A 17,866-nucleotide genomic window follows, 5' to 3' on the forward strand; every position below is an offset into this window, starting at 1 on the left:
TCGTGAGCGACGCTAGTGGGCGCTATAGAACGGGTGCGGATCTCCTTAGGATCAGAGGGAGCAGCCTCGTGCCTGTTGCTAGGGCTTCAGCTCGTGGTGCTCCTGGTGTTTGTCTGGCACTCGATACTTCCGAGAGTAGACAAAAGGATGAGCGTGGCCATCCTGGCCGTGAGCGGCGCTAGTGGGCGCTATAGAACGGTGCGGATCTCCTTAGGATCGGAGGGAGCAGCCGCGTTCTAGCCTTATGTATCTTTAATGGTTTGTTTTTTAGCTCTTATTTTCATAGATTTGCCGTTGATCTTGTCAGCTCTCATGGACAAACTAAGCAAATAGTCATCCGTTATTTTCTCAGGGAATACACCAGTGCGATCGCGCAATATATTTTCCAGTACCCATGCCTTACGTGTCCAATATTCATAGTCCTTGCCTGATATCGCGGCATGTTCCTGAAAATCACGTTTTTCTTCATTGGCCTTATTAAGAACCCTCAAATAGTTATAGAAATTGGCACGCTTCTGACGAACCAAACGAAGCATCACAATTAAATCATTCGTTGATCTTTGCATGAGCTGTATGGTGTTCTCTTCTGCATCTGAAATGGTAACGTTGCTTAGCAGGAAAGGGATCTGCTTGCGCTCACCATTCTCCTGTGCATCTTCGGTAGTAATAGACATTTCACAAAAACAGCAGTAATAAGCACCGTTTTCACTCTTCAGCTCAACACCACAATAAGGGCATGTATATATCACCATTCTTTTATCCATCCTCTCTTTCCATGACTTCAATCCTGCTGTGTACTTCAGTGATATATGATAAAATAGGAAGGGTGAGCGACCCGGTAAAGTTTCTCACCCTAAGTCGATTGCTTATGCAGTCGGCTTTTTATTTTTTATCAACTCATTATACTGATTTAGCACTAAATCAAGCTCTTGGGATTTCATTAGTGTTCGCGGATCATTTATACCGTAGTTTGTGGCCAGCTCATTAAGTAACTGCCGTTCCACCTCAATGCGACATTTCAAGTCCATCAGCTCACCAGCTCTCATTATTTAATTCCAAATAATTGGTTTGCTACCATCGTAAACAATTTATCGACAGCTTTACCCTCTCGAATTAATCTATCTTCCAAACCAGGAATCACCGGCACAGCCATTTCCAGCATGAAATATTTCATTTCCTGTTTAGCGGTTAGGTCCTCAACAAACGAAGATTTCTTCTGAGAGAACAAAATGACTTTATCATTCAGCACTGATCTACTTTTATGAACACTCTCCATGCTTTCTGATTCTCCTTTATACGCCGGGTGAAGCCCGGCGCAATGAATTAATTAGCTTCTCGTTGGCCACGAATTTCAATAGAGGAAATATCCATTTCAAAAGTTGCGACATGTTCAGTAATGACCGCATCTATTAGTTCCTGGATCTTATTCGTTATCAAGTGATATTCATTTACTTGCACCGTCCAAATGCAATAATAGATAGGCTTTCTTTCATCGACCTTCTTCAGCATACCAGCCCATTCATGAGTTCGGGCAGGTGTGAGATTATCAACCATTTCGCGGTACTCGTTCATTGTTAGAAAGTGTATTTTAACCGGTTGTCCATTCAAGACAAAGACCGCTTTTTTATAAATACCCTGACATACAGTCAAAGCTGCTAATATTTTAAGTTTTTGAGTTTTCATGTTCTTCCTCCTGCTCTTGGCTCTAAAATGATGGATGTGGGCAGCAGCCTGGCGGCCGCTGCCGGTCTTCCTATTTCCGGTCATTGTATTTTTGCGTTGACCAATTAAGCAGGAACGTAATCGACTGAAGAAAAATACTGAACAAAATGAGTATCAAAAGTAACATTTCCATTGGGTTTGTCCTCCCTTTAACATGATGAAATTTTGTGTTAATATGGAAGGGTAAGGGTTGAGAAAGCATCCCCCTTACCCAACCTGCTAGCGTGGGTTAGTTATTTGGTTTTTTTCTTGGGCTTCGACCGCCGCGAACGGTCGGAGCCTTTTACTTTTTGTCGAGCCGTATTCCATTCAATGAACGCCTTGACGACCCCCAACAATTGAACAATCACTTGCATAAAAGCCGAGATAACGGCCAACATGACAATTGTCTCATTCTGCATCTTTATCACCTCCTTTCAGGCATTTTATTTTTTTCTTTAACCTTCAATCCACTTCCAAGGAGCCGGAATCTTTAGGTTTTAGGTTTGATGTACAGTTTTCGGTCTTGCTGTCTTGCCGTTTTCGTATGCTTTTGTCAAAGAGCGTTTAATCCCATGTCCATTTCGCCGTCATAGCGTTTAAACCATATATGTTCCTGGGGAACAAGGCTGCCCGTAGGGATGGAAAAAAATTTGAGCGTCATTCTCAAAATTTTTTCCACCTTGTTCACCAGGGTTATATATGGTTTGCTATGAGGACGGAGAAAGGGCATGGGATTAGCTCAATGACAAAAGCAGGAGAAAAAAGGCAGCCAGAACGCTAAACGGTGCGGATCAAACTGCCTTTGACTTTGACCTTTGCTCCGTGTGGGGTGTTAAGCGAAGGCCAGGAACGTAGGCGGCTTTAGCCGTGGTGCTTTTCCACGGCTTAGGCCGCCTATTTATCGGGCTGAGTAACCCCGCAGCGGTGCCATACCAGCTCTTAGGCGGTGTATTTTACCGCCTTAGAGCTGGTGGCATAAGCCCTTGTTGTCTTAAAACCATTACTTGGCTCAAGCCAAGTCTATGCTGAAGCATATACAGAAAAAAGGCAGCACTCCAGGCCGCCCTTTTTAATATTAGGAATTACTTCGTTCCGGCAAATTGACCAACAAAATAATGTTTGTATTCAACCGATAATTACCGCGATACTGAAGTCCAAAAAAAGTATCAGACTGATAAAACTCCCCCCTGGCAGTATGCGCCATTTAAAGTCGTCTGTAATTAAAGAAAAGGCACGTCATTCCGATATAAAAATACAGGACACGATCTAGGAGGAATTATGAATCCATTTTCAATTATTTCATGGATACAAATTATTTTAGAGATAATAATTATTATTGTTGGAATTATTTTTAAAATTATTGGCGGCATCTTTTATCTCATTGTACATATCATCAATGAAACGTCTAAATCCCCTGAACAACGGAACCAAGAACGTAAAAAAAGGCGGTAAATACAACTACTCAAACATCTAACTGATAACGTTAGTTGAATGACCACAGCGGCAGTCTAAGACTGCCGCTGTTTATTTTTCTGGAGCTGTCTAAACTTTATTTTCACCGAACAACAGAAATTTTTGCTCGATCAAAACTCAATCTAATACCGAATACTTTTCCTGTGCTTGGGGTTCACCGTAAACTCCGGTCACTTCTCATCCTATATTTGTATATAACTCGATTAATATATCCATTCATCTATATTTTGTATCCTAAATATGTTATAATAGATACAAACATAGTTAGGAGGGCGTTATGAAACAGGACGAGAACGACGTACGAAAAAATGTAAAAGTAATTCCTTCAGTCAAAGAAGAACTCCATCATTTGCATTCGCAGTTAAAGGCTGAGTTAAAAACAGAATCAGCCGTTATTGCTTACTTATTAAAGATGCATCAAGACTTTGAAGATACAATCACCTTCAAACAGCACAGACAATACATAAGTGCATCTCAAGAGATGCATAATGCGAAGGTCAAATGAAAGGAGGTAATCGAATCTACATTCGATGAAGATCAGATGGAGCGATCGATCCGTATATCTGAGGCTAGTTTAAATATTGAAGGACAGGAGCTCCAAGTCGGAGCCAATAAGCTAATTGAACAAAAACTGTCTGGACAAATTAGTGAGAAAGATTTCTTGAGAATGGCAAAAAGCTTAGCTAAACTTGAAAAATGATGCGTCCATAATAGCGTGGGACTTTAACGTAAAATTATTTAAGGAGGGTACCTTCACATGAAACGTATGTCAATTTCTGAATTAAATGAAATTTTAGTAAAAGCCACATTCTCGGCCAGACAAGAGGCCAAAAACAATGGTGTGCCCATTGTATATGAAGAAAATGAAAAAATGATCAAGGAATATCCGGATGGCAGAAAAACAGAGATTATATATGAAGAAAATGGTAACAAAAAGGAAATCGAATACCCATGAGCAAACCCGTCATGACTGTTTTTGCTGGAACGAATGGAGCAGGGAAAAGCACATTAACCAGGAACTTTAACGATCAGTTAGGAGAGGTTATTGATCCGGATGCCATTGCAAAAACGATCAATCCTCGTCATCCAGAATCGGTTTCTCCATCAGCAGGAAGAGAAGCTATCAAACGCGTCCGTGAATGTATACAGAACGGAAAGAGCTTTTCCATTGAAACAACGCTTGCCGGTAAAAATGCAATACGGCAAATGGAACAAGCCAAAAAGGCAGGCTTTGAAATAAACCTATATTACGTAGGTCTTAAAAACGTGGAGTATCACATCGAGCGAGTAGAAATGCGAGTAAAGAATGGTGGCCATCATATTCCAGAAGAGGATATCCGAAGACGATATGACCGATCGATCGGTAACTTACCTGAAGCATTAAAGTTATCTGATCGCTCTTTTATTTTTGATAACACCTCAAAATTTAGATTAGTAATGGAGGTAGAAAAAGGAAAGGTTCAAACTATATCCAAAGACATTCCCCAGTGGGTGAAAGGTGCCTTTTTAAAAGAATCGGAGAAAGAACAGGAGCACACACATGCGGATGAAAGTACGGACAAACGTGAAGAGAAACAAACAAAAAAAATGAAAGGATCGGATCTGGAGCGCTGATAGAGAACAAGTATTCAAGCTGGCTCCAGTATACATATGGAAGTTACATTCTGGACTTTTATTCCACAGAAATATACACTAAACTGACATATTAACGTAAGTCAATATGATCATATGTGGTGAGGGGTTTTAAGTTAATGAGTGAAACATTGAGTAGAACATTTTGGGGATTCTGGATTATTGCCATCGTGGTTTTATTCGGATGGCAAGCAGTAGCCAGTGATTACAAAGATGTATACAACATAAAAGTTGTTTTGGCATCGTATGGAGTCGATGGTCTGAATACCACTTCAGACCAATTATTAAGCCTCACAGAAAGTGATGTAAGTACTAGTGGCGCAAACGTTGTTGCATTAATTGAAACTATACAGCCGTCGCTTAAAAAATCAGAAGCTATAGAAAAAAGAGCTTTAGCTACAGCATTTGGAGAAAATGATCTACGTTATCATCTGAAGTACGCATCGGGTAATTTTGTTCCGACCACGCTCGATTTCTCAACCAATATTCTTTATAACTATTCTTATATGATTAATACACCTTCAAAACTAGTACATAATTTAAAGTTAGACTTTACTCTAGATGACGTATTTATGAGTGGAAGTAAGTTAGACCAATTGCATGGGAAGTTTGTGGTACTGACTTATGTCATTTGGGACATTCTACATACAGTTGTTGGATTGGGATTGGCATTCATTATGCTGTTCATTGGCTGCATATTTGGTCTTCTTTTTCATCCAATTCATAGTATATTCAACTTCTTCCCAACAATGTGGCAGATAGTTGCTACAAGCTGGCATGGGTTGTCCAATTTATTCAACTTGTTTAAATAATACAACGAACCTTTGTATTATTCGCCAATTATTGCCTGTCTGCAAGAAATTAGGAAATCGGCAACTCATGAAATTGTAATGCTGCCTGGATGTTCCTAAATGCTCCTACTGTGGTATAATAAAAGTATAACAAGTGTAAAATAAACAAAAGCCACGATGCTGTAACATCGTGACTTGTCTAACAAAGGCCGGTGGGCGACCACGGCGAATTTCAATCAAACGAATGAAAAACCACCGGATTGCAAGGCGACCAACCTAATCCCGGTGGTTTTTCTTGTTCCGCGCTGCTTTCCACGCACTGCATAAGGCTATTAACCCCACTGCAATACTAACTAGCTTATCGCTAATTTCAAGAAAATGCTGCACGACTTCAAGAAGTGACACGGCGTCACCCCCTTTCGGGTAAGCTTCGCCGTGCCGATATTCCCACCGGTTACTTTGTCTTCTCTATTATACCATAATCAGCCTATTTAACGCTCTAATTCTGGCCCTGATTTTGATTTTGGAAACTCTATTACATTGGATTTGTCCTGTCCTTTTGGCTTGTCGTCTCGATCCGTAGAAGCTGCGGCCACTTCTCTAGCTGCATCCATACCAGGAACCGGTTTTCCGTGAGAAACAGCTTTTTCGTAGCGCTCTATATATTCAGCTAAAACCGCTCTCTTAGATTCGGTTACTTCTGGTTTGTCAGACCTGAATATTTCATCACGGATCTTATTGTATGCATCCTCCATATGTTCTGGAATTTTCTCGTTCCGCTCCATTTTATCTGCATAAGAGATTAACAATTTCACATCTTCAACCTCATTTTTGAAGGCTGAAGGGTTAGTGCTGAAATCTGAACGGATCTGAACGGATGCTTTATAAGCACCCTCCAAGAAGAATGCTTGTTCATTGTCTTTTGCATCCAACAATAGCTGGTTTTTTGTAGCTTCCTGTATGCGTTCCCTGTTCAAATTATGATCAATCTCACGGATAATATTATTTGCTGTTTTCTGGATCTCTCCCAGGGCTTGTTTAGCCAATTGAACATCCTTGGCCCACGTTGCAATGTAACCGGCGCTGTAGGCTTCCGTATCCATCCCGTAATACTTTGTCACCATAAAGGCCGTGGCTTCAGCCTGGGCTTCCTTATGCTCTCGTGGCAAGTCCTTCAAAGGACTGTCCATGCGGTGGAGCTGCGAATGTGCATACTCATGGATTAATGTTTTGAATTTCATCGTCGAATTTTCAATAGCCGGATTGATCCGGATGGCATGATCCTCACGATCATAATACCCACGCACATTAGGCTTGTCTTTAAAATCCTCGGCATTCTCTCGTACATCCATTTTCTTTGCAAGGTGATCAGAAAACTGACGATACATTTGTGCAGCTCCTGCACTGTCTCTTATATCATCACGGACGAACTGCCTTACATTGACTATTTCTTTACCTTGCGTCTGGCTCACATCAAATACGTTAACAGCCTTGAAGCCTGTAAGCATTTCCTTCTTCTCGGTAATTTCTTTTCCCTTTGCATCAAGCTGAGGACGTTGTGTAACCGGATCTACCTTAGTCATATCGACTTTCTTAAATGTAGGAGCAAAAATTTTAATGGCCGTTTCACCTTTCTGCACCTGTCGTCCCATGTCCTTCCAAGCATTGTATCCCTGCACCATTGTAGCTTCAGGTTTTTGGGCGTAAATCATAACCACATTATTCAAACTGTATTTTGGGAACTTAGAAGCTACTTCTAAGTAGCGTTGAAATTCAGACTTATTAAATATTCTTTCTATGGCCTGGTCAACTTGTTTCTGCACCTGAGCCATCTTCGCTTCATAGTCGCCAGATTTAGGAAACGGCATCCTTATTCACCCTCCCTCACATATAGAGGTTCGTACAATTTAACCCCGTTTTCTATAATCTCCAGATAGCCGATTTCTTCATAGTTAACAAGATCCCCGTTCGGAACTTCCTCATATGACAGATATCCTTCAGGTTTTGTCACGTAAATAGGTTTCTCGCTCCCCACGATCTCATAAAATTGGTACATGGTGTTTCCCCTCTCTGTCATGAGAAAATGTTATGAGAAAATAAACTCGATCTTTCCTTCTTTTAAGGAAAGAGCAGCTTCAAATTTCTTTTTACTTTTGCTCGTGAATCCTTTAATCTTGCCAGTTTTCCCTTTCTCACATAACGTTTTGATTTGAGTAGGAGTTAACTTTTTGCCTAATAACTCTTTGAAAAATGAGATCTTGCAACCCTCTTTGTAGGCCGTACAACCATAAAATTTCCCTTTGTCCGTTATATAGCCGTTCCCACAAGGACATTTGCAAATTTGCTCGGCTTCTTCTGTGGCCGCAATTTGCGCCTGAACGTTCAAATTCCCCATGTCAGCAGAAGCTTGTTCCAGCAATTTATGGCATAATTTTTTCGTATTCTCAATAAAGACGCTGCTTTTCTTGTTACCTCGGCCAATCTCCTTCAAGAATATCTCCCATTGAGCTGTCATTTCAGGTTTGGATAGAACAGTACCTTTCACAGCTTCACATAAAACCTCGCCCTTCGGTGTTACATAGACCTGGTTCTTCTTCACTAGGATAAATTCTCGCTGCATGAGTGTTTCGATAATACTCGATCTTGTCGCTTCAGTACCTAAACCTTCACTTTCATTTAAAGCATCCCGCATTTCCTTATCCTCAACGTGACGACCGGCATTCGTCATGAGAGTGATAAGCTGCCCCTGTGTATACGGCTTAGGTGGCTGCGTCATACCATCCTTGACGATAACAATCCCAGTCGTCGTTGGATCTGTCTGTTTAACACGTGGTAGGGCTTTGTCCTCTTCATCATCTGTTCCTTCCGGATCGTTGCGATACAGCAGCTTCCAACCGATAGACTTTTCCATTTTTCCCTTTGTAATAAAATCTACTTCACCTATGGCCGTTGTAATGACTGTTTCTTCGTAAGTATAGTCAGGCAAAAACATGCCTAGAGCACTTTTGATAATTTCATCATAGGTAGCCTTTTCCATTTCCGAAAAGTCTGCCGTCGATGATGGTATTTTTTCAGTCGGAATAATCGCATAGTGATCGCTCACTTTATCTGGATTAACAAATCTTTTGGATGGCTCCAAACTATGCGCCTGGAACGAAACAGCTATGAGCTGCTGATAATTGCTTAGGTTCTGCTTCAGGTATGCAAACTCTTCCGTTGTAATATGCTGTGAATCGGATCGCGGATAGGAGACAAAACCTTTTTCATACAGTGATTGCACAGTAGTTAATACGTCCGTTGGGCTATATTTCTTCTTTTTATTCATGGAAGCCTGTAAACCGGACAGATTATACAATGTGGGCGGCTGCGTCCGCTTTTCATTTACTTCTACTCGTTTGATAACCCCATGGTACGAGGCCTTTCCAGGCTCAATATAGGGTTTTACCGCTTCATACAATTTTTCTTTAGACGGATAACGATCGCGTAGCTTACCGGTGTATTTCCCTGTAGAAACGGTGAACTCAGCCACAAGCTCATAAAATGGTTCGGATTTAAAATTTTTAATATCACACTGGCGGTTGTAAATGAGCGTAAGCACCGGCGTTTGTACTCGGCCAACACTAAACACTTCCTTGAATCCCTTACGCTGCAGATGCAGCGTGTACAGTCGGCTAGCATTCAGCCCGATAAGCCAGTCAGAGATTTGCCGAGCTTGAGCTTCATAAAAGAGGTTAATGGTCGTCGATCCGTCCCGTACTTCAGCAAAACCTTTCCGTATCGCATTTTCGGTTAGAGAGGAAGTCCACAGCCGTTTTATTGGCTTGTTGGAACAACCGGCCATCATGATAAGTAGCCGGGCAATATTTTCACCCTCTCGCGCCGGGTCAGTCGCTATGATAATTTGATCGGCTTCTTTTAATAAATCTTTTACAACCTTGAACTGCGCTGCTTTATCTTTTGACACCTTATACTCAAATTGTTCTGGAATAATAGGTAGACTATCCAGGCTCCATCTTTTCCAGGCTTCGTTGTATTCATCTGGATTTTTGAGTTCTACTAAATGCCCGATAGCCCATGTGACCTTAGCGCCGCCTGGAAACTCCTTGCACGGATTAATGAGAAGAAAACCTTTCCCCTTGGTATGTGGGAAAGGCGCAGCCAATTTTCTGCCCTGGTCAGGTTTTTCAGCTAACACGATTATCATTGTGCATTCCTCCATGTATCACATTGGTAAGTCGTCTGAATCGTCCTGTTTCATTTTCTGTTCACCCTTAGCCATTTCTTCCTGATCAGCAGCCGCTTCATCTGTAAGCTCCTTAATCACTTCCATTAAAGCTTCAGCGTCAGGATCGTCGTCACCAATCCCGTTTAACGCTTCCTCTAGCTCTCTAAAGGCCGCCTGTACATCTTCATCGGTAATTCCATCATCTGTTGCTCCAGTAGCAATAGGAGCTTCTTCAAGTGGTTCTAATGGTGTTTGATCGATTGGGTCAAGATTACCTAACAACATGCTTAGTTCTTCTGTTGAGATACCTTCTCCGTCCTCTAATTCATCTTCTTCCGCAAACGGTACGTCTTCTTCTTCAGGAATCTTTTCCATTTCCTCTTCTAAGGCCAGCATTTCGGCTTCTAAGGCTTCATCATAATCCGCATCTTCTAATTCCCGTTCTTCTGGATCGATGGCTGTATGAGCTTCTGGAAGCTTCTCAACATGGTTTACTGAGCTAATACCGAAGAACTTCAAAAAGTTATTTCTGGAAGAACGTTCGTAGTTAGGTTTACGGTCTTTTGCAAATAGGAATTCGCCATACACTTTATACTGATAAGACTTTTCTAGTTTTAAAGGAAAATAGCCGTTCACGAAAAGATAGCACACAGCAGGGTTTACATTAAGCAGCTCACCTTGTGTAATCAAAGGTCGCTTTACAAACTGTTCGGAAATGCTCTTAGAAGCGTTTTTCTCTCCAATAGAGGTACTTTTCTGTTTATGCTTAATCGTGGTTTCCCCGGCAACATCACTGAAGTATTTGGCGGTCTTGGTATCCTTGGTTCGCAAAAACAGTGTTGTATCATGATTGTTGATGATGGATCGCGCCATATCCGGGCCATACATACGTTTGTCTTCCAATTGCCCGATATCTTGAATAACCGTGTGCATCGACATCCCCAGTCCTCGACAAGTTGCCAGGATGTTCGGATACCCATTGATTTTCCCGATATTCGCAAATTCATCCAGTAAGTAAATAGAGTCAATTGGCAGCCGTGAATGATTCTCGTCCGCGATATCATAGAAGGTGTCAATTAGTTGTTCAAAGAAAGTGGCCGTGAGCTGCTTAAATGGATTACTCTTCATCCGTACTTTAATGTAAAGTACCGTTTTTTCTTCCTGAAGATCACGGAAGTTAAATGAACTCTTAGCCGTAAACTTTGCAATCTTCCGCATGGCGAAGATACCAATTTGTTGAGCCAACGTGGACATAATTCCTGTCCTTGTGTTCCCGGCGCTCATATTAGCCAAAGTAAACATGTCATATGCTGGATGATCTACAGACATATCTTCCAACAAGTTATCGAGGAATTCTTCATCCTTTCCTGCCTTGGCCGTAAATTGCACTACATGAGTCATAGTTGCAGTGTGACGGTATTCTGTTTTGATATAAAGGATGATAGCCGCAAAATAAGCTATAGCCGATTCGCTCCAAAAATCCCTTTTTCCATCATCGACTGCATTGGATGCAATCGTGTTCGCCACAGCTCGCGCATCTTCATCATCGTCAACATAATCCAGAGGATTATAGCCAACCTCTTCAGAAAAATTAACAAAGTCAATTTGATATACCTTGTAACCTTGATCTCGTTTGAGTTGGTGAGTGGCTTCGTAAATCTCACCTTTAGGATCCGTTACGATGATAGTCTCTTCAACATGATTCATCATATTTGGAAAAACATAAGCTTGCCCTTTACCTGAACCGGAAGATCCAATGATTAAAACATTTCGATTGTCGATATTTGTTCCTTTAGGCATGATGATTAGTTCTTTTCTGCTTGGGATTTTCCCCAAGATGATACCCGGTTCCATCTTGAATGCGCTCATTGGATCTTTGTTGTAAGCATTACGTTTAGAAAATGTCTTCCCATTAACTACATCAGATGGCTGACCCCATTTTGATGTTCCGTGTAATCCGAAATCACTGGCATCCACAAGTTTCGGTAACAAAATAGATGACCTCATGGAATACAACATGCCCCCTAAGATAACAAACGGCATCAAGGAAAATATGACTTTCAAATTTTCCTGGGCGTAAGCAAAAGAAACAACCTTTACAGGCTCTAACAATAATTGAGTTAAATCGCCGCCCGGGCCAATTACATAAAAACCAACCATGAGCAGATATGAGAACAAAATACTCATCAGGAAACTAGCAAAAATAGGTTTCCACGCCTTGTTTTTAAATTCCATAATACCTCCTTAATGATCCAACTCTTGACCTCTGTATCTTCTTCGCTGCTTCTTCTCAGTAGGATCTTTTTCATGTTTTTTATTTTCATTCGCACGTTGAGCTTGCTCCAATGCCTGGAACAATCCAGATGCAACACTTTGTGAATATTGACGTTCGACTTGTTGATCAGGTGTAAATGAATTGTCCATAGGTTTGTCATTAATTTCTTTTGCGATTTGTTGATGAATAACATTAAGATCCTGGTCAACTCGCCCGGAACTCATTCCGTTGTCTTGCCGATCCTGAAGGCGTAGTAAGACTTCAGCATTTGTAATGTGATCGAGAGAATCAGAATAATATTTTTGTAAATTTACGCGAAGTAATTGAACGTTTTCAGCTAAATCTTTTTCATGTCGGTCTTTTTGTAATGTGAACTGTTCAATCTTTTTGTTTGCTTCATAGACAAGATCAAAGTTTTGTTCTTTTAAAGCACTTAACCGTTCTTTCATTTGTTTCTGTATCGCTCTGTCTAAGATGAAAACACTCTTTGAAATATTTCTAGTTTGTTCAGCCAAAGAAGGAGTATTTCTTTCATGCTCTTTATATTTGGAAACAGCATAAGAAGATATTTCATCTTCGCTTAGTACTTTATTCGTCTCTTTGAAATACTGAACTGCATGATACATTTCATCAACAGAATAATTATTGGTGGACTGATACAGAACTGAAAATTCTTTTCGAGTAAAATCACTTTGAATATCTAAAGCTTGATCAGCTTTGTTCAAAAGCATTTTCAACTTAGATAGGTCTTCCATATTTTTTTGTTCTAGCGTTTTGATATGTGAAACCTTCTCCTTCATTTGATCCATAAATTTAGTAGGAGTGAAGCCATATTTCAATACTTGTTTCGGATCATCTTGATATGCTTTTAATGCTTTATTTAGCAAGTTCTTTTCAGAAGTAATTTTAACTTTTTCGCTTTCAATTTTCTTATTCCAGTTTCCATTTTCGATTTCATCTTTAACTTGTTTTGCAATGATATAATCCACATAACTTTTCGATCTTTGCGCCACCATAGATAGAGCTGTTTTCTCTCCATCATTCAGTTTTCGACTAGATCGAATAACATCAAGTTGTTCAGAAAGGGATTTTTCATTTTTATATTCAGAAAGAGAAACAACTTGTTGCTTTTTCAATTCTTTTAGCTTATCTAATTCGGAATTAATTTGTTTAATTTCTTCGTTAATTTTTCCATAGTAAGTAACTGGTTCATAAGGAACATTGTTTCTGATCGCTTGCTCTTTCACTCTAGTTTCATACTGGAAAGCTGTTCGTTCCAGTCTGATTCCAGGTATACGATCTAGTCCTTGATTTTTGTAACTTTCGTGACTAACTCGATCTTCGATACCACGATCTTTTAACTTTTCATTAATTAGATCCGCATAATTCTTCCTCCATTGAACGAGCGTTTCTTTTTCATTCCAGTTAGTCAAATGTACACTTACTTTCTTCATCACCCCGTTAACTTCTTTATCAACTTTCTGACGTTTATTTCCCCAGGAACCATCTTCATTAAAAGGACGCATGGTGAGCATGACATGAGCATGGGGATTGTTTTCTTTGTCTCTGTGAATTGCCACATCTGCAACCATACCTTCATCTGAAAAGTTCTCTTTGCAAAATTGAAGGAGTAATTCCTTTTGATCATCATTGTTTAGATCATTAGGAAGAGCAAGACGAATTTCTCTCGCTATTTGTGCATTCTTCTGTTTTTCAATTTTTTCAACTTCATTCCATAAACGTTCACGATTATTAACCCATTCTGGCGCATTCTTAGGAGCCAGGATGAAACAATCAGGTGCAACAGTTCTTTCACCATAATTTTTAGTCAAACCATCACGTTCAGAATATAATGGTTCTCCGCTGCGATAAGCTGCGGCCGCAACAGCGGAATGATTCATACGGTTTAATATCTGTGAGCTGAAGTAAAAGTACCCCATACATGCCCACCTCCTTCCAAGCCCCTGCGGGTTATTTGCTGAAAGCAAACTCCTTTCCAGCGGAAAGGTCATTCACGGAAAGTGAATGAAATCGAGCGAAGGCGAGACCCATTCCCTGCGAAGCAGGGGTATAAATGGGCACTCTCACTTCGTTCATGTGATATAGTATACCATACTTTCCCACATTTCAGTAGACTTTTCTACTAAATTACGGTAAAATTTATGCATCTAACACCGTAATTATCTAAAGGAGGAAAAACAAAATGGCGAAAAAAAGTAAACTCGGTCAAGTACAGAAATTAGAGGAACAGATTAAAGAGTTACGCGAGAAGCAGAAGAAAATAATTGAGCAAGCACAAAAAGACATTGGGGAATATTTGATGGATTCGTGGGAAGTAGAAGATATCGAACAAGCAAAGGTTCTTATTGATAAGTTTAAGCAAGAAGCTAAAGCTTCATTCAATAATAATGATTCCGGAATTCGCGTAGATCAGAATTCAAGCAACAGCCATAATAACTACAGTGCGTCCGGTTCGAATTCTGCCAATTGATATGGAACATGAAAACGAAATAAAGAAAACTCCAATTTCTGATATTGATAAAAAAATTGAACAACTTGAAGAAAGAAAGAACCGAATAGTTAGATTGACTTCAGAAAAAGAAAGAAAGCAGCGAGCTAATAGGTTGATACAAACAGGGGCATTGGCCGAAAAATATTTCGGGATTGAACACTTATCTATCGAGAAAAGAGAAGAGTTATTTAAAATATTTTCTGACTTCATTTCGAAAAACACACCAGAAAAGTATCGGAGGAATACTGAATGAATTTTTAATATTTTTTATACTAGGGAGGTATAGATAATGGACGCAAGAGATCATTTAAATAACCAAGTTATTGAGATACTTGAAGAACTTGCGAATAAACAAAAAAGCAGAACAACGAGAAAGCAACAAAACGAAAATCAAAATGTTCAACCTTCTGCCGATAATAAAGTCGTCCCGATCCGTCCGGATCTAAACGATAAAAAGAACACAGTGAGTAAAGCGGAACATTCAACAACAAAGGAAGAAACACTATCATTAAAAAGTTTGTTAGCTGCTCGGCATAATTTAGATTCTCTCAAAGAGAGGTTAAATAAAGATCCAGAAAAAAACAAAAATGAACTTGAAAAGTTGAGTAAAGTTGAAGTTAAACTGAACAGCAGCATTGTAAAAGCACAAAGAAAAGAAATCACCTTGGCTATTGACAGTTTAAAGCGTGAGCCGCGTAGATATGTATTAAAATTGGCTGATACAAAGAACAAAATTGAGTTGCTTAAATCCAAACTTGAAAATAATCCACGTCTTTATAAACTTCATTACGAAAAGCTTGAAAAACTTGAAAAGATGATTGACAAAAAAATTGATAATACCCAAACAAAAACATTACGTTCTGCTATAAACAACATACAAAAAAATCCTGAAAAGTATCGTCAAGAGATTGACCGTTATGACGAAATGGAAAAAACGTTGAAGCAAGGATTGAATCAAAATAATCAAAATAATTTACAAAAAGGAAAGGAAAATGATAAAAGCCAGAAGCAAGAAAAGACAAGAAATGACTTGGAGCTGTCACCATAAAACAAAAAGCAATCTTTTCCCCTTAAATAATCCCAAATGTTTTCAAATTGAATTCATTTGGGATTCATTTTGACAACATTCCGTTTTTTTCGTCAATAAAATCTAAAATATGAATGCAAAATGAATTCATTGAATATTCAAATTGAATTGATATTACATTCAATATCAGTTATAATAGTTTTATGAATGGTATTTGAATGCCTTGTGAATTGAATTTGAATGCAAACTTACATTTAAGGAGTGATTTAAATGAAAGTAAGATCGATAACGGATTTCGGTAACTCTAAAACAAAAATGCGAATCAATGGAGTGCGAATTGAACAACCTTCTGTCATCAAAAGGCTTCACAGTCCTGAACCAGCATCAGAAACAGATATCGAAAAAAATGTGGCAAATTTATTAGATGAACTTAGTGTAAATATAGCAAGTCCTTCATTAAAAAGATCAGGATTTTTCTCAGTCGGACAACACGCGAATCTTGATGCTTTAAAATCCGAAAACATGAATATTAAGCTCGGAAAAAAATCAAAACACGACATTCCAATTATCATGAATTTGTCTCTGACTGCTGCACAAGCAATAAAAGAATATTACAAAAAAAATAAGAAGTTACCTGAAAAAATTGATGTACAGGGTACATTAACAGGTGCAATACCTGCTTCTGAATATACTTCAGAGATAGCAAAAGAGTTTGAAGAACGCTTCACTGGAAAAGAAGGATCTCCAATCGTCCATATCGTCATTGTGTATGTTGGGTCTCAGTCTGTTACGGTTACAATCAAATATACAAACGCCAAGGTAACACAGGAAGGTATTCCAGCTTTATACGCTTTGATCGAAGCGGAGGATACGATTCTAAGAAAATTCCGTGAATTGTATAAAGACGATCCAAAACGTAATAGCATGACTCAAAGAGATTTTCTGTCTCTAAAAGGATTGGGAATTGATATTGGTTCTGGAACGACTGAGTATATTCATAGCCGCGGTGTAAACCCTGTTTTACAGAACTGTCACGGTGAAAAACGTGGCGTAGGACATGCAGCTGAAGAAGCAGCAAAATTACTTGAATCAGAGCTTAATGGTCATTTGAAAATCAATCGCCAACGCTTTGATGAAATCATGCAAGATAGCCAAAATAATTATCATGACCTGGCTCAAAAATTCATGTCAGAAGCTCAATATGGGGAATCAAATAGGATATTAGAAGATGTGCAAGAACGATACAGCACCATAGGTGGAGATATTGATTTTATGATGGTTTTTGGAGGGGGAAGTATTACTTTCGAGGAAGATCTCTACCCAAGCCTGATTGAATTTTCTCAGGATGTAAAATGCATGATTCTCTGGATTCCGGAAGAGTTTGCAATTGATATGAACTTGGATGGTCTTGAAATTTTGCATACCAAAGTGTTTTTTCCAGGAGTTGCATAACGAATGAATGATAAAAATAGAAGAGAACTCGTTTCATGGCGTATTGGTAAATTGCCCGACACCGAACAATTGAATAGTTGGGTAAATGCTCAATCAAATGTTCAAAACTCAATCACGAGTTTAGTGAGACATATGATTGAACAGTTCGGTTATCGTGATGTTACGGCACACGATATTCAAAAGGCTCTTTTCCAGAAACCAATAGCTGACGAATTGCGTTCAATTTTATCTGGACTGAAAAACGTTCCTCCTACATCAATTCCAACCAGTGAAACTGCTTCGGCCAATAATGAACCTGAAGATGTTGCAGAACATTCGACAGAAAATGAAATCAGTAAAACTGAAACGCATAAAAATTCCAATGATGATATTTACGGAATGATAGATAAAACAAATCTATAAAAAAAGAGGATGGATTGGGAAACCAAACCATCCTCTTTTTTTTGTCGCTTTTGTCGTCGAAGCAGAGGGAGTAGCCGGGCGCTTGGGCTTCAGCTCGTGGGCGCTTCTGGTGTGCCTGGCTCCTCGATTCACCCGGAGATGAACAAAAGGACGGCTACGGCTGTCCTGTGTGTGTGAGCTGCGCCGGTGGGCGCTATGATGCTGCCCAAATTTCGTCCAGATCGGAAAGAGCAGCCGCGTGCCGGTCGCCTGGACTTCAGCTCGTAGGCGCTCCTGGTACGTGCCTGGTTGCCCGTTACGTCCGAAGACAGACAAAAGGTCATTCATGGCCGCCAGGACGTGTGAGCTGCACTAGTGGCGCTATGGAGCTGCG

At 39.7% G+C, this 17,866-nt stretch carries 22 protein-coding genes; 12 read left to right on the plus strand and 10 right to left on the minus strand.

What is annotated here, in order from left to right; genetic code table 11:
- Positions 1-182, plus strand: a 182-nt coding sequence (locus BM415_RS25370) for a hypothetical protein (RefSeq protein WP_211753683.1), incomplete at its 5' end; no start/stop codon positions are given.
- Positions 183-242: 60 nt separating this feature from the next.
- Here the strand turns inward: BM415_RS25370 and BM415_RS24115 are convergent.
- The 5 genes from BM415_RS24115 to BM415_RS25285 form a co-directional block, all read right to left on the minus strand.
- A complete protein-coding gene (locus BM415_RS24115; RefSeq protein ID WP_091161888.1) occupies positions 243-752 on the minus strand; it encodes a hypothetical protein in 510 nt (169 codons plus the stop codon).
- A gap of 114 nt (positions 753-866) precedes the next feature.
- Positions 867-1,046: an aspartyl-phosphate phosphatase Spo0E family protein gene (locus tag BM415_RS24120; RefSeq protein WP_091161890.1), complete on the minus strand. Its 180-nt coding sequence runs from the start codon at positions 1,044-1,046 to the stop codon at positions 867-869.
- Complete coding sequence (locus BM415_RS24125; protein WP_091161893.1) at positions 1,046-1,276, minus strand: hypothetical protein; 231 nt, start codon at positions 1,274-1,276, stop codon at positions 1,046-1,048. Before BM415_RS24125 ends, BM415_RS24120 begins: the two co-directional genes overlap by 1 nt.
- 47 nt (positions 1,277-1,323) lie before the next feature.
- On the minus strand, positions 1,324-1,683 hold the full coding sequence (locus tag BM415_RS24130) for a hypothetical protein (protein ID WP_091161894.1): 360 nt from the start codon (positions 1,681-1,683) through the stop codon (positions 1,324-1,326).
- A 272-nt stretch (positions 1,684-1,955) separates the two neighbouring features.
- On the minus strand, positions 1,956-2,123 hold the full coding sequence (locus BM415_RS25285) for a hypothetical protein (RefSeq protein WP_170862605.1): 168 nt from the start codon (positions 2,121-2,123) through the stop codon (positions 1,956-1,958).
- 859 nt (positions 2,124-2,982) lie between these two features.
- On the opposite strand from BM415_RS25285, the gene BM415_RS25290 reads away from it, so the two are divergent.
- The 5 genes from BM415_RS25290 (at position 2,983) to BM415_RS24150 (ending at position 5,621) form a co-directional block, all read left to right on the plus strand.
- Positions 2,983-3,156, plus strand: a complete 174-nt coding sequence (locus tag BM415_RS25290; protein ID WP_170862606.1) for a hypothetical protein — start codon at positions 2,983-2,985, stop codon at positions 3,154-3,156.
- Between the two features lie 298 nt (positions 3,157-3,454).
- Positions 3,455-3,682 (plus strand): hypothetical protein, encoded by a 228-nt coding sequence (locus BM415_RS24135; RefSeq protein WP_091161896.1) that lies wholly within the window; start codon positions 3,455-3,457, stop codon positions 3,680-3,682.
- Positions 3,683-3,934: 252 nt separating this feature from the next.
- The gene (locus BM415_RS24140) at positions 3,935-4,132 is read left to right on the plus strand and encodes a hypothetical protein (RefSeq protein ID WP_091161898.1); all 198 of its coding nucleotides are present in this window, start codon (positions 3,935-3,937) and stop codon (positions 4,130-4,132) included.
- Positions 4,129-4,791 carry an ATPase gene (locus BM415_RS24145; protein WP_091161899.1) on the plus strand — a complete coding sequence of 221 codons (663 nt, stop codon included), beginning with the start codon at positions 4,129-4,131 and terminating at the stop codon, positions 4,789-4,791. The genes BM415_RS24140 and BM415_RS24145 overlap by 4 nt, the downstream gene beginning before the upstream one ends.
- Positions 4,792-4,928: 137 nt before the next feature.
- Positions 4,929-5,621 (plus strand): hypothetical protein, encoded by a 693-nt coding sequence (locus BM415_RS24150; RefSeq protein ID WP_091161902.1) that lies wholly within the window; start codon positions 4,929-4,931, stop codon positions 5,619-5,621.
- Positions 5,622-6,091: 470 nt separating this feature from the next.
- On the opposite strand, the gene BM415_RS24155 is transcribed toward BM415_RS24150, so the two are convergent.
- The 5 genes from BM415_RS24155 to mobQ are packed head-to-tail and all read right to left on the minus strand — an operon-like array spanning position 6,092 to position 14,040.
- Positions 6,092-7,468, minus strand: coding sequence for an ArdC family protein (locus tag BM415_RS24155; protein ID WP_091161903.1), 1,377 nt, complete (start codon positions 7,466-7,468; stop codon positions 6,092-6,094).
- A gap of 2 nt (positions 7,469-7,470) precedes the next feature.
- Positions 7,471-7,656: a hypothetical protein gene (locus tag BM415_RS24160; protein WP_091161905.1), complete on the minus strand. Its 186-nt coding sequence runs from the start codon at positions 7,654-7,656 to the stop codon at positions 7,471-7,473.
- Between the two features lie 30 nt (positions 7,657-7,686).
- Positions 7,687-9,804, minus strand: coding sequence for a type IA DNA topoisomerase (locus tag BM415_RS24165; RefSeq protein ID WP_091161907.1), 2,118 nt, complete (start codon positions 9,802-9,804; stop codon positions 7,687-7,689).
- Positions 9,805-9,822: 18 nt separating this feature from the next.
- Positions 9,823-12,060: a VirD4-like conjugal transfer protein, CD1115 family gene (locus tag BM415_RS24170; protein WP_091161908.1), complete on the minus strand. Its 2,238-nt coding sequence runs from the start codon at positions 12,058-12,060 to the stop codon at positions 9,823-9,825.
- A gap of 9 nt (positions 12,061-12,069) precedes the next feature.
- A complete protein-coding gene (gene mobQ, locus BM415_RS24175; RefSeq protein WP_091161910.1) occupies positions 12,070-14,040 on the minus strand; it encodes a MobQ family relaxase in 1,971 nt (656 codons plus the stop codon).
- Positions 14,041-14,303: 263 nt separating this feature from the next.
- On the opposite strand from mobQ, the gene BM415_RS24180 reads away from it, so the two are divergent.
- The 6 genes from BM415_RS24180 to BM415_RS25375 all read left to right on the plus strand — a co-directional run.
- Positions 14,304-14,591, plus strand: coding sequence for a hypothetical protein (locus BM415_RS24180; RefSeq protein ID WP_091161912.1), 288 nt, complete (start codon positions 14,304-14,306; stop codon positions 14,589-14,591).
- Position 14,592: 1 nt separating this feature from the next.
- Positions 14,593-14,865, plus strand: a complete 273-nt coding sequence (locus tag BM415_RS24185; protein WP_091161913.1) for a hypothetical protein — start codon at positions 14,593-14,595, stop codon at positions 14,863-14,865.
- 36 nt (positions 14,866-14,901) lie between these two features.
- Positions 14,902-15,660 (plus strand): hypothetical protein, encoded by a 759-nt coding sequence (locus tag BM415_RS24190; RefSeq protein ID WP_091161915.1) that lies wholly within the window; start codon positions 14,902-14,904, stop codon positions 15,658-15,660.
- Between the two features lie 249 nt (positions 15,661-15,909).
- Positions 15,910-17,091 carry a ParM/StbA family protein gene (locus BM415_RS24195; protein ID WP_091161917.1) on the plus strand — a complete coding sequence of 394 codons (1,182 nt, stop codon included), beginning with the start codon at positions 15,910-15,912 and terminating at the stop codon, positions 17,089-17,091.
- A 3-nt stretch (positions 17,092-17,094) separates the two neighbouring features.
- On the plus strand, positions 17,095-17,493 hold the full coding sequence (locus tag BM415_RS24200) for a hypothetical protein (protein WP_091161918.1): 399 nt from the start codon (positions 17,095-17,097) through the stop codon (positions 17,491-17,493).
- Between the two features lie 173 nt (positions 17,494-17,666).
- Positions 17,667-17,866, plus strand: a 200-nt coding sequence (locus BM415_RS25375; protein ID WP_211753684.1) for a hypothetical protein, incomplete at its 3' end; no start/stop codon positions are given.

Source organism: Paenibacillus sp. 453mf (genome assembly GCF_900116105.1).
In the GTDB taxonomy this organism is placed as follows: Bacteria; Bacillota; Bacilli; order Paenibacillales; family Paenibacillaceae; genus Paenibacillus; species Paenibacillus provencensis.

Excerpts from the sequence above, each read along its gene's own strand:
- BM415_RS24115 (WP_091161888.1), bottom strand. The coding sequence starts at position 752 with ATGGTGATATATACATGCCCTTATTGTGGTGTTGAGCTGAAGAGTGAA.
- BM415_RS24120 (WP_091161890.1), bottom strand. The coding sequence starts at position 1,046 with ATGAGAGCTGGTGAGCTGATGGACTTGAAATGTCGCATTGAGGTGGAA.
- BM415_RS24125 (WP_091161893.1), bottom strand. The coding sequence starts at position 1,276 with ATGGAGAGTGTTCATAAAAGTAGATCAGTGCTGAATGATAAAGTCATT.
- BM415_RS24130 (WP_091161894.1), bottom strand. The coding sequence starts at position 1,683 with ATGAAAACTCAAAAACTTAAAATATTAGCAGCTTTGACTGTATGTCAG.
- BM415_RS25285 (WP_170862605.1), bottom strand. The coding sequence starts at position 2,123 with ATGCAGAATGAGACAATTGTCATGTTGGCCGTTATCTCGGCTTTTATG.
- BM415_RS25290 (WP_170862606.1), top strand. The coding sequence starts at position 2,983 with ATGAATCCATTTTCAATTATTTCATGGATACAAATTATTTTAGAGATA.
- BM415_RS24135 (WP_091161896.1), top strand. The coding sequence starts at position 3,455 with ATGAAACAGGACGAGAACGACGTACGAAAAAATGTAAAAGTAATTCCT.
- BM415_RS24140 (WP_091161898.1), top strand. The coding sequence starts at position 3,935 with ATGAAACGTATGTCAATTTCTGAATTAAATGAAATTTTAGTAAAAGCC.
- BM415_RS24145 (WP_091161899.1), top strand. The coding sequence starts at position 4,129 with ATGAGCAAACCCGTCATGACTGTTTTTGCTGGAACGAATGGAGCAGGG.
- BM415_RS24150 (WP_091161902.1), top strand. The coding sequence starts at position 4,929 with ATGAGTGAAACATTGAGTAGAACATTTTGGGGATTCTGGATTATTGCC.
- BM415_RS24155 (WP_091161903.1), bottom strand. The coding sequence starts at position 7,468 with ATGCCGTTTCCTAAATCTGGCGACTATGAAGCGAAGATGGCTCAGGTG.
- BM415_RS24160 (WP_091161905.1), bottom strand. The coding sequence starts at position 7,656 with ATGTACCAATTTTATGAGATCGTGGGGAGCGAGAAACCTATTTACGTG.
- BM415_RS24165 (WP_091161907.1), bottom strand. The coding sequence starts at position 9,804 with ATGATAATCGTGTTAGCTGAAAAACCTGACCAGGGCAGAAAATTGGCT.
- BM415_RS24170 (WP_091161908.1), bottom strand. The coding sequence starts at position 12,060 with ATGGAATTTAAAAACAAGGCGTGGAAACCTATTTTTGCTAGTTTCCTG.
- mobQ (WP_091161910.1), bottom strand. The coding sequence starts at position 14,040 with ATGGGGTACTTTTACTTCAGCTCACAGATATTAAACCGTATGAATCAT.
- BM415_RS24180 (WP_091161912.1), top strand. The coding sequence starts at position 14,304 with ATGGCGAAAAAAAGTAAACTCGGTCAAGTACAGAAATTAGAGGAACAG.
- BM415_RS24185 (WP_091161913.1), top strand. The coding sequence starts at position 14,593 with ATGGAACATGAAAACGAAATAAAGAAAACTCCAATTTCTGATATTGAT.
- BM415_RS24190 (WP_091161915.1), top strand. The coding sequence starts at position 14,902 with ATGGACGCAAGAGATCATTTAAATAACCAAGTTATTGAGATACTTGAA.
- BM415_RS24195 (WP_091161917.1), top strand. The coding sequence starts at position 15,910 with ATGAAAGTAAGATCGATAACGGATTTCGGTAACTCTAAAACAAAAATG.
- BM415_RS24200 (WP_091161918.1), top strand. The coding sequence starts at position 17,095 with ATGAATGATAAAAATAGAAGAGAACTCGTTTCATGGCGTATTGGTAAA.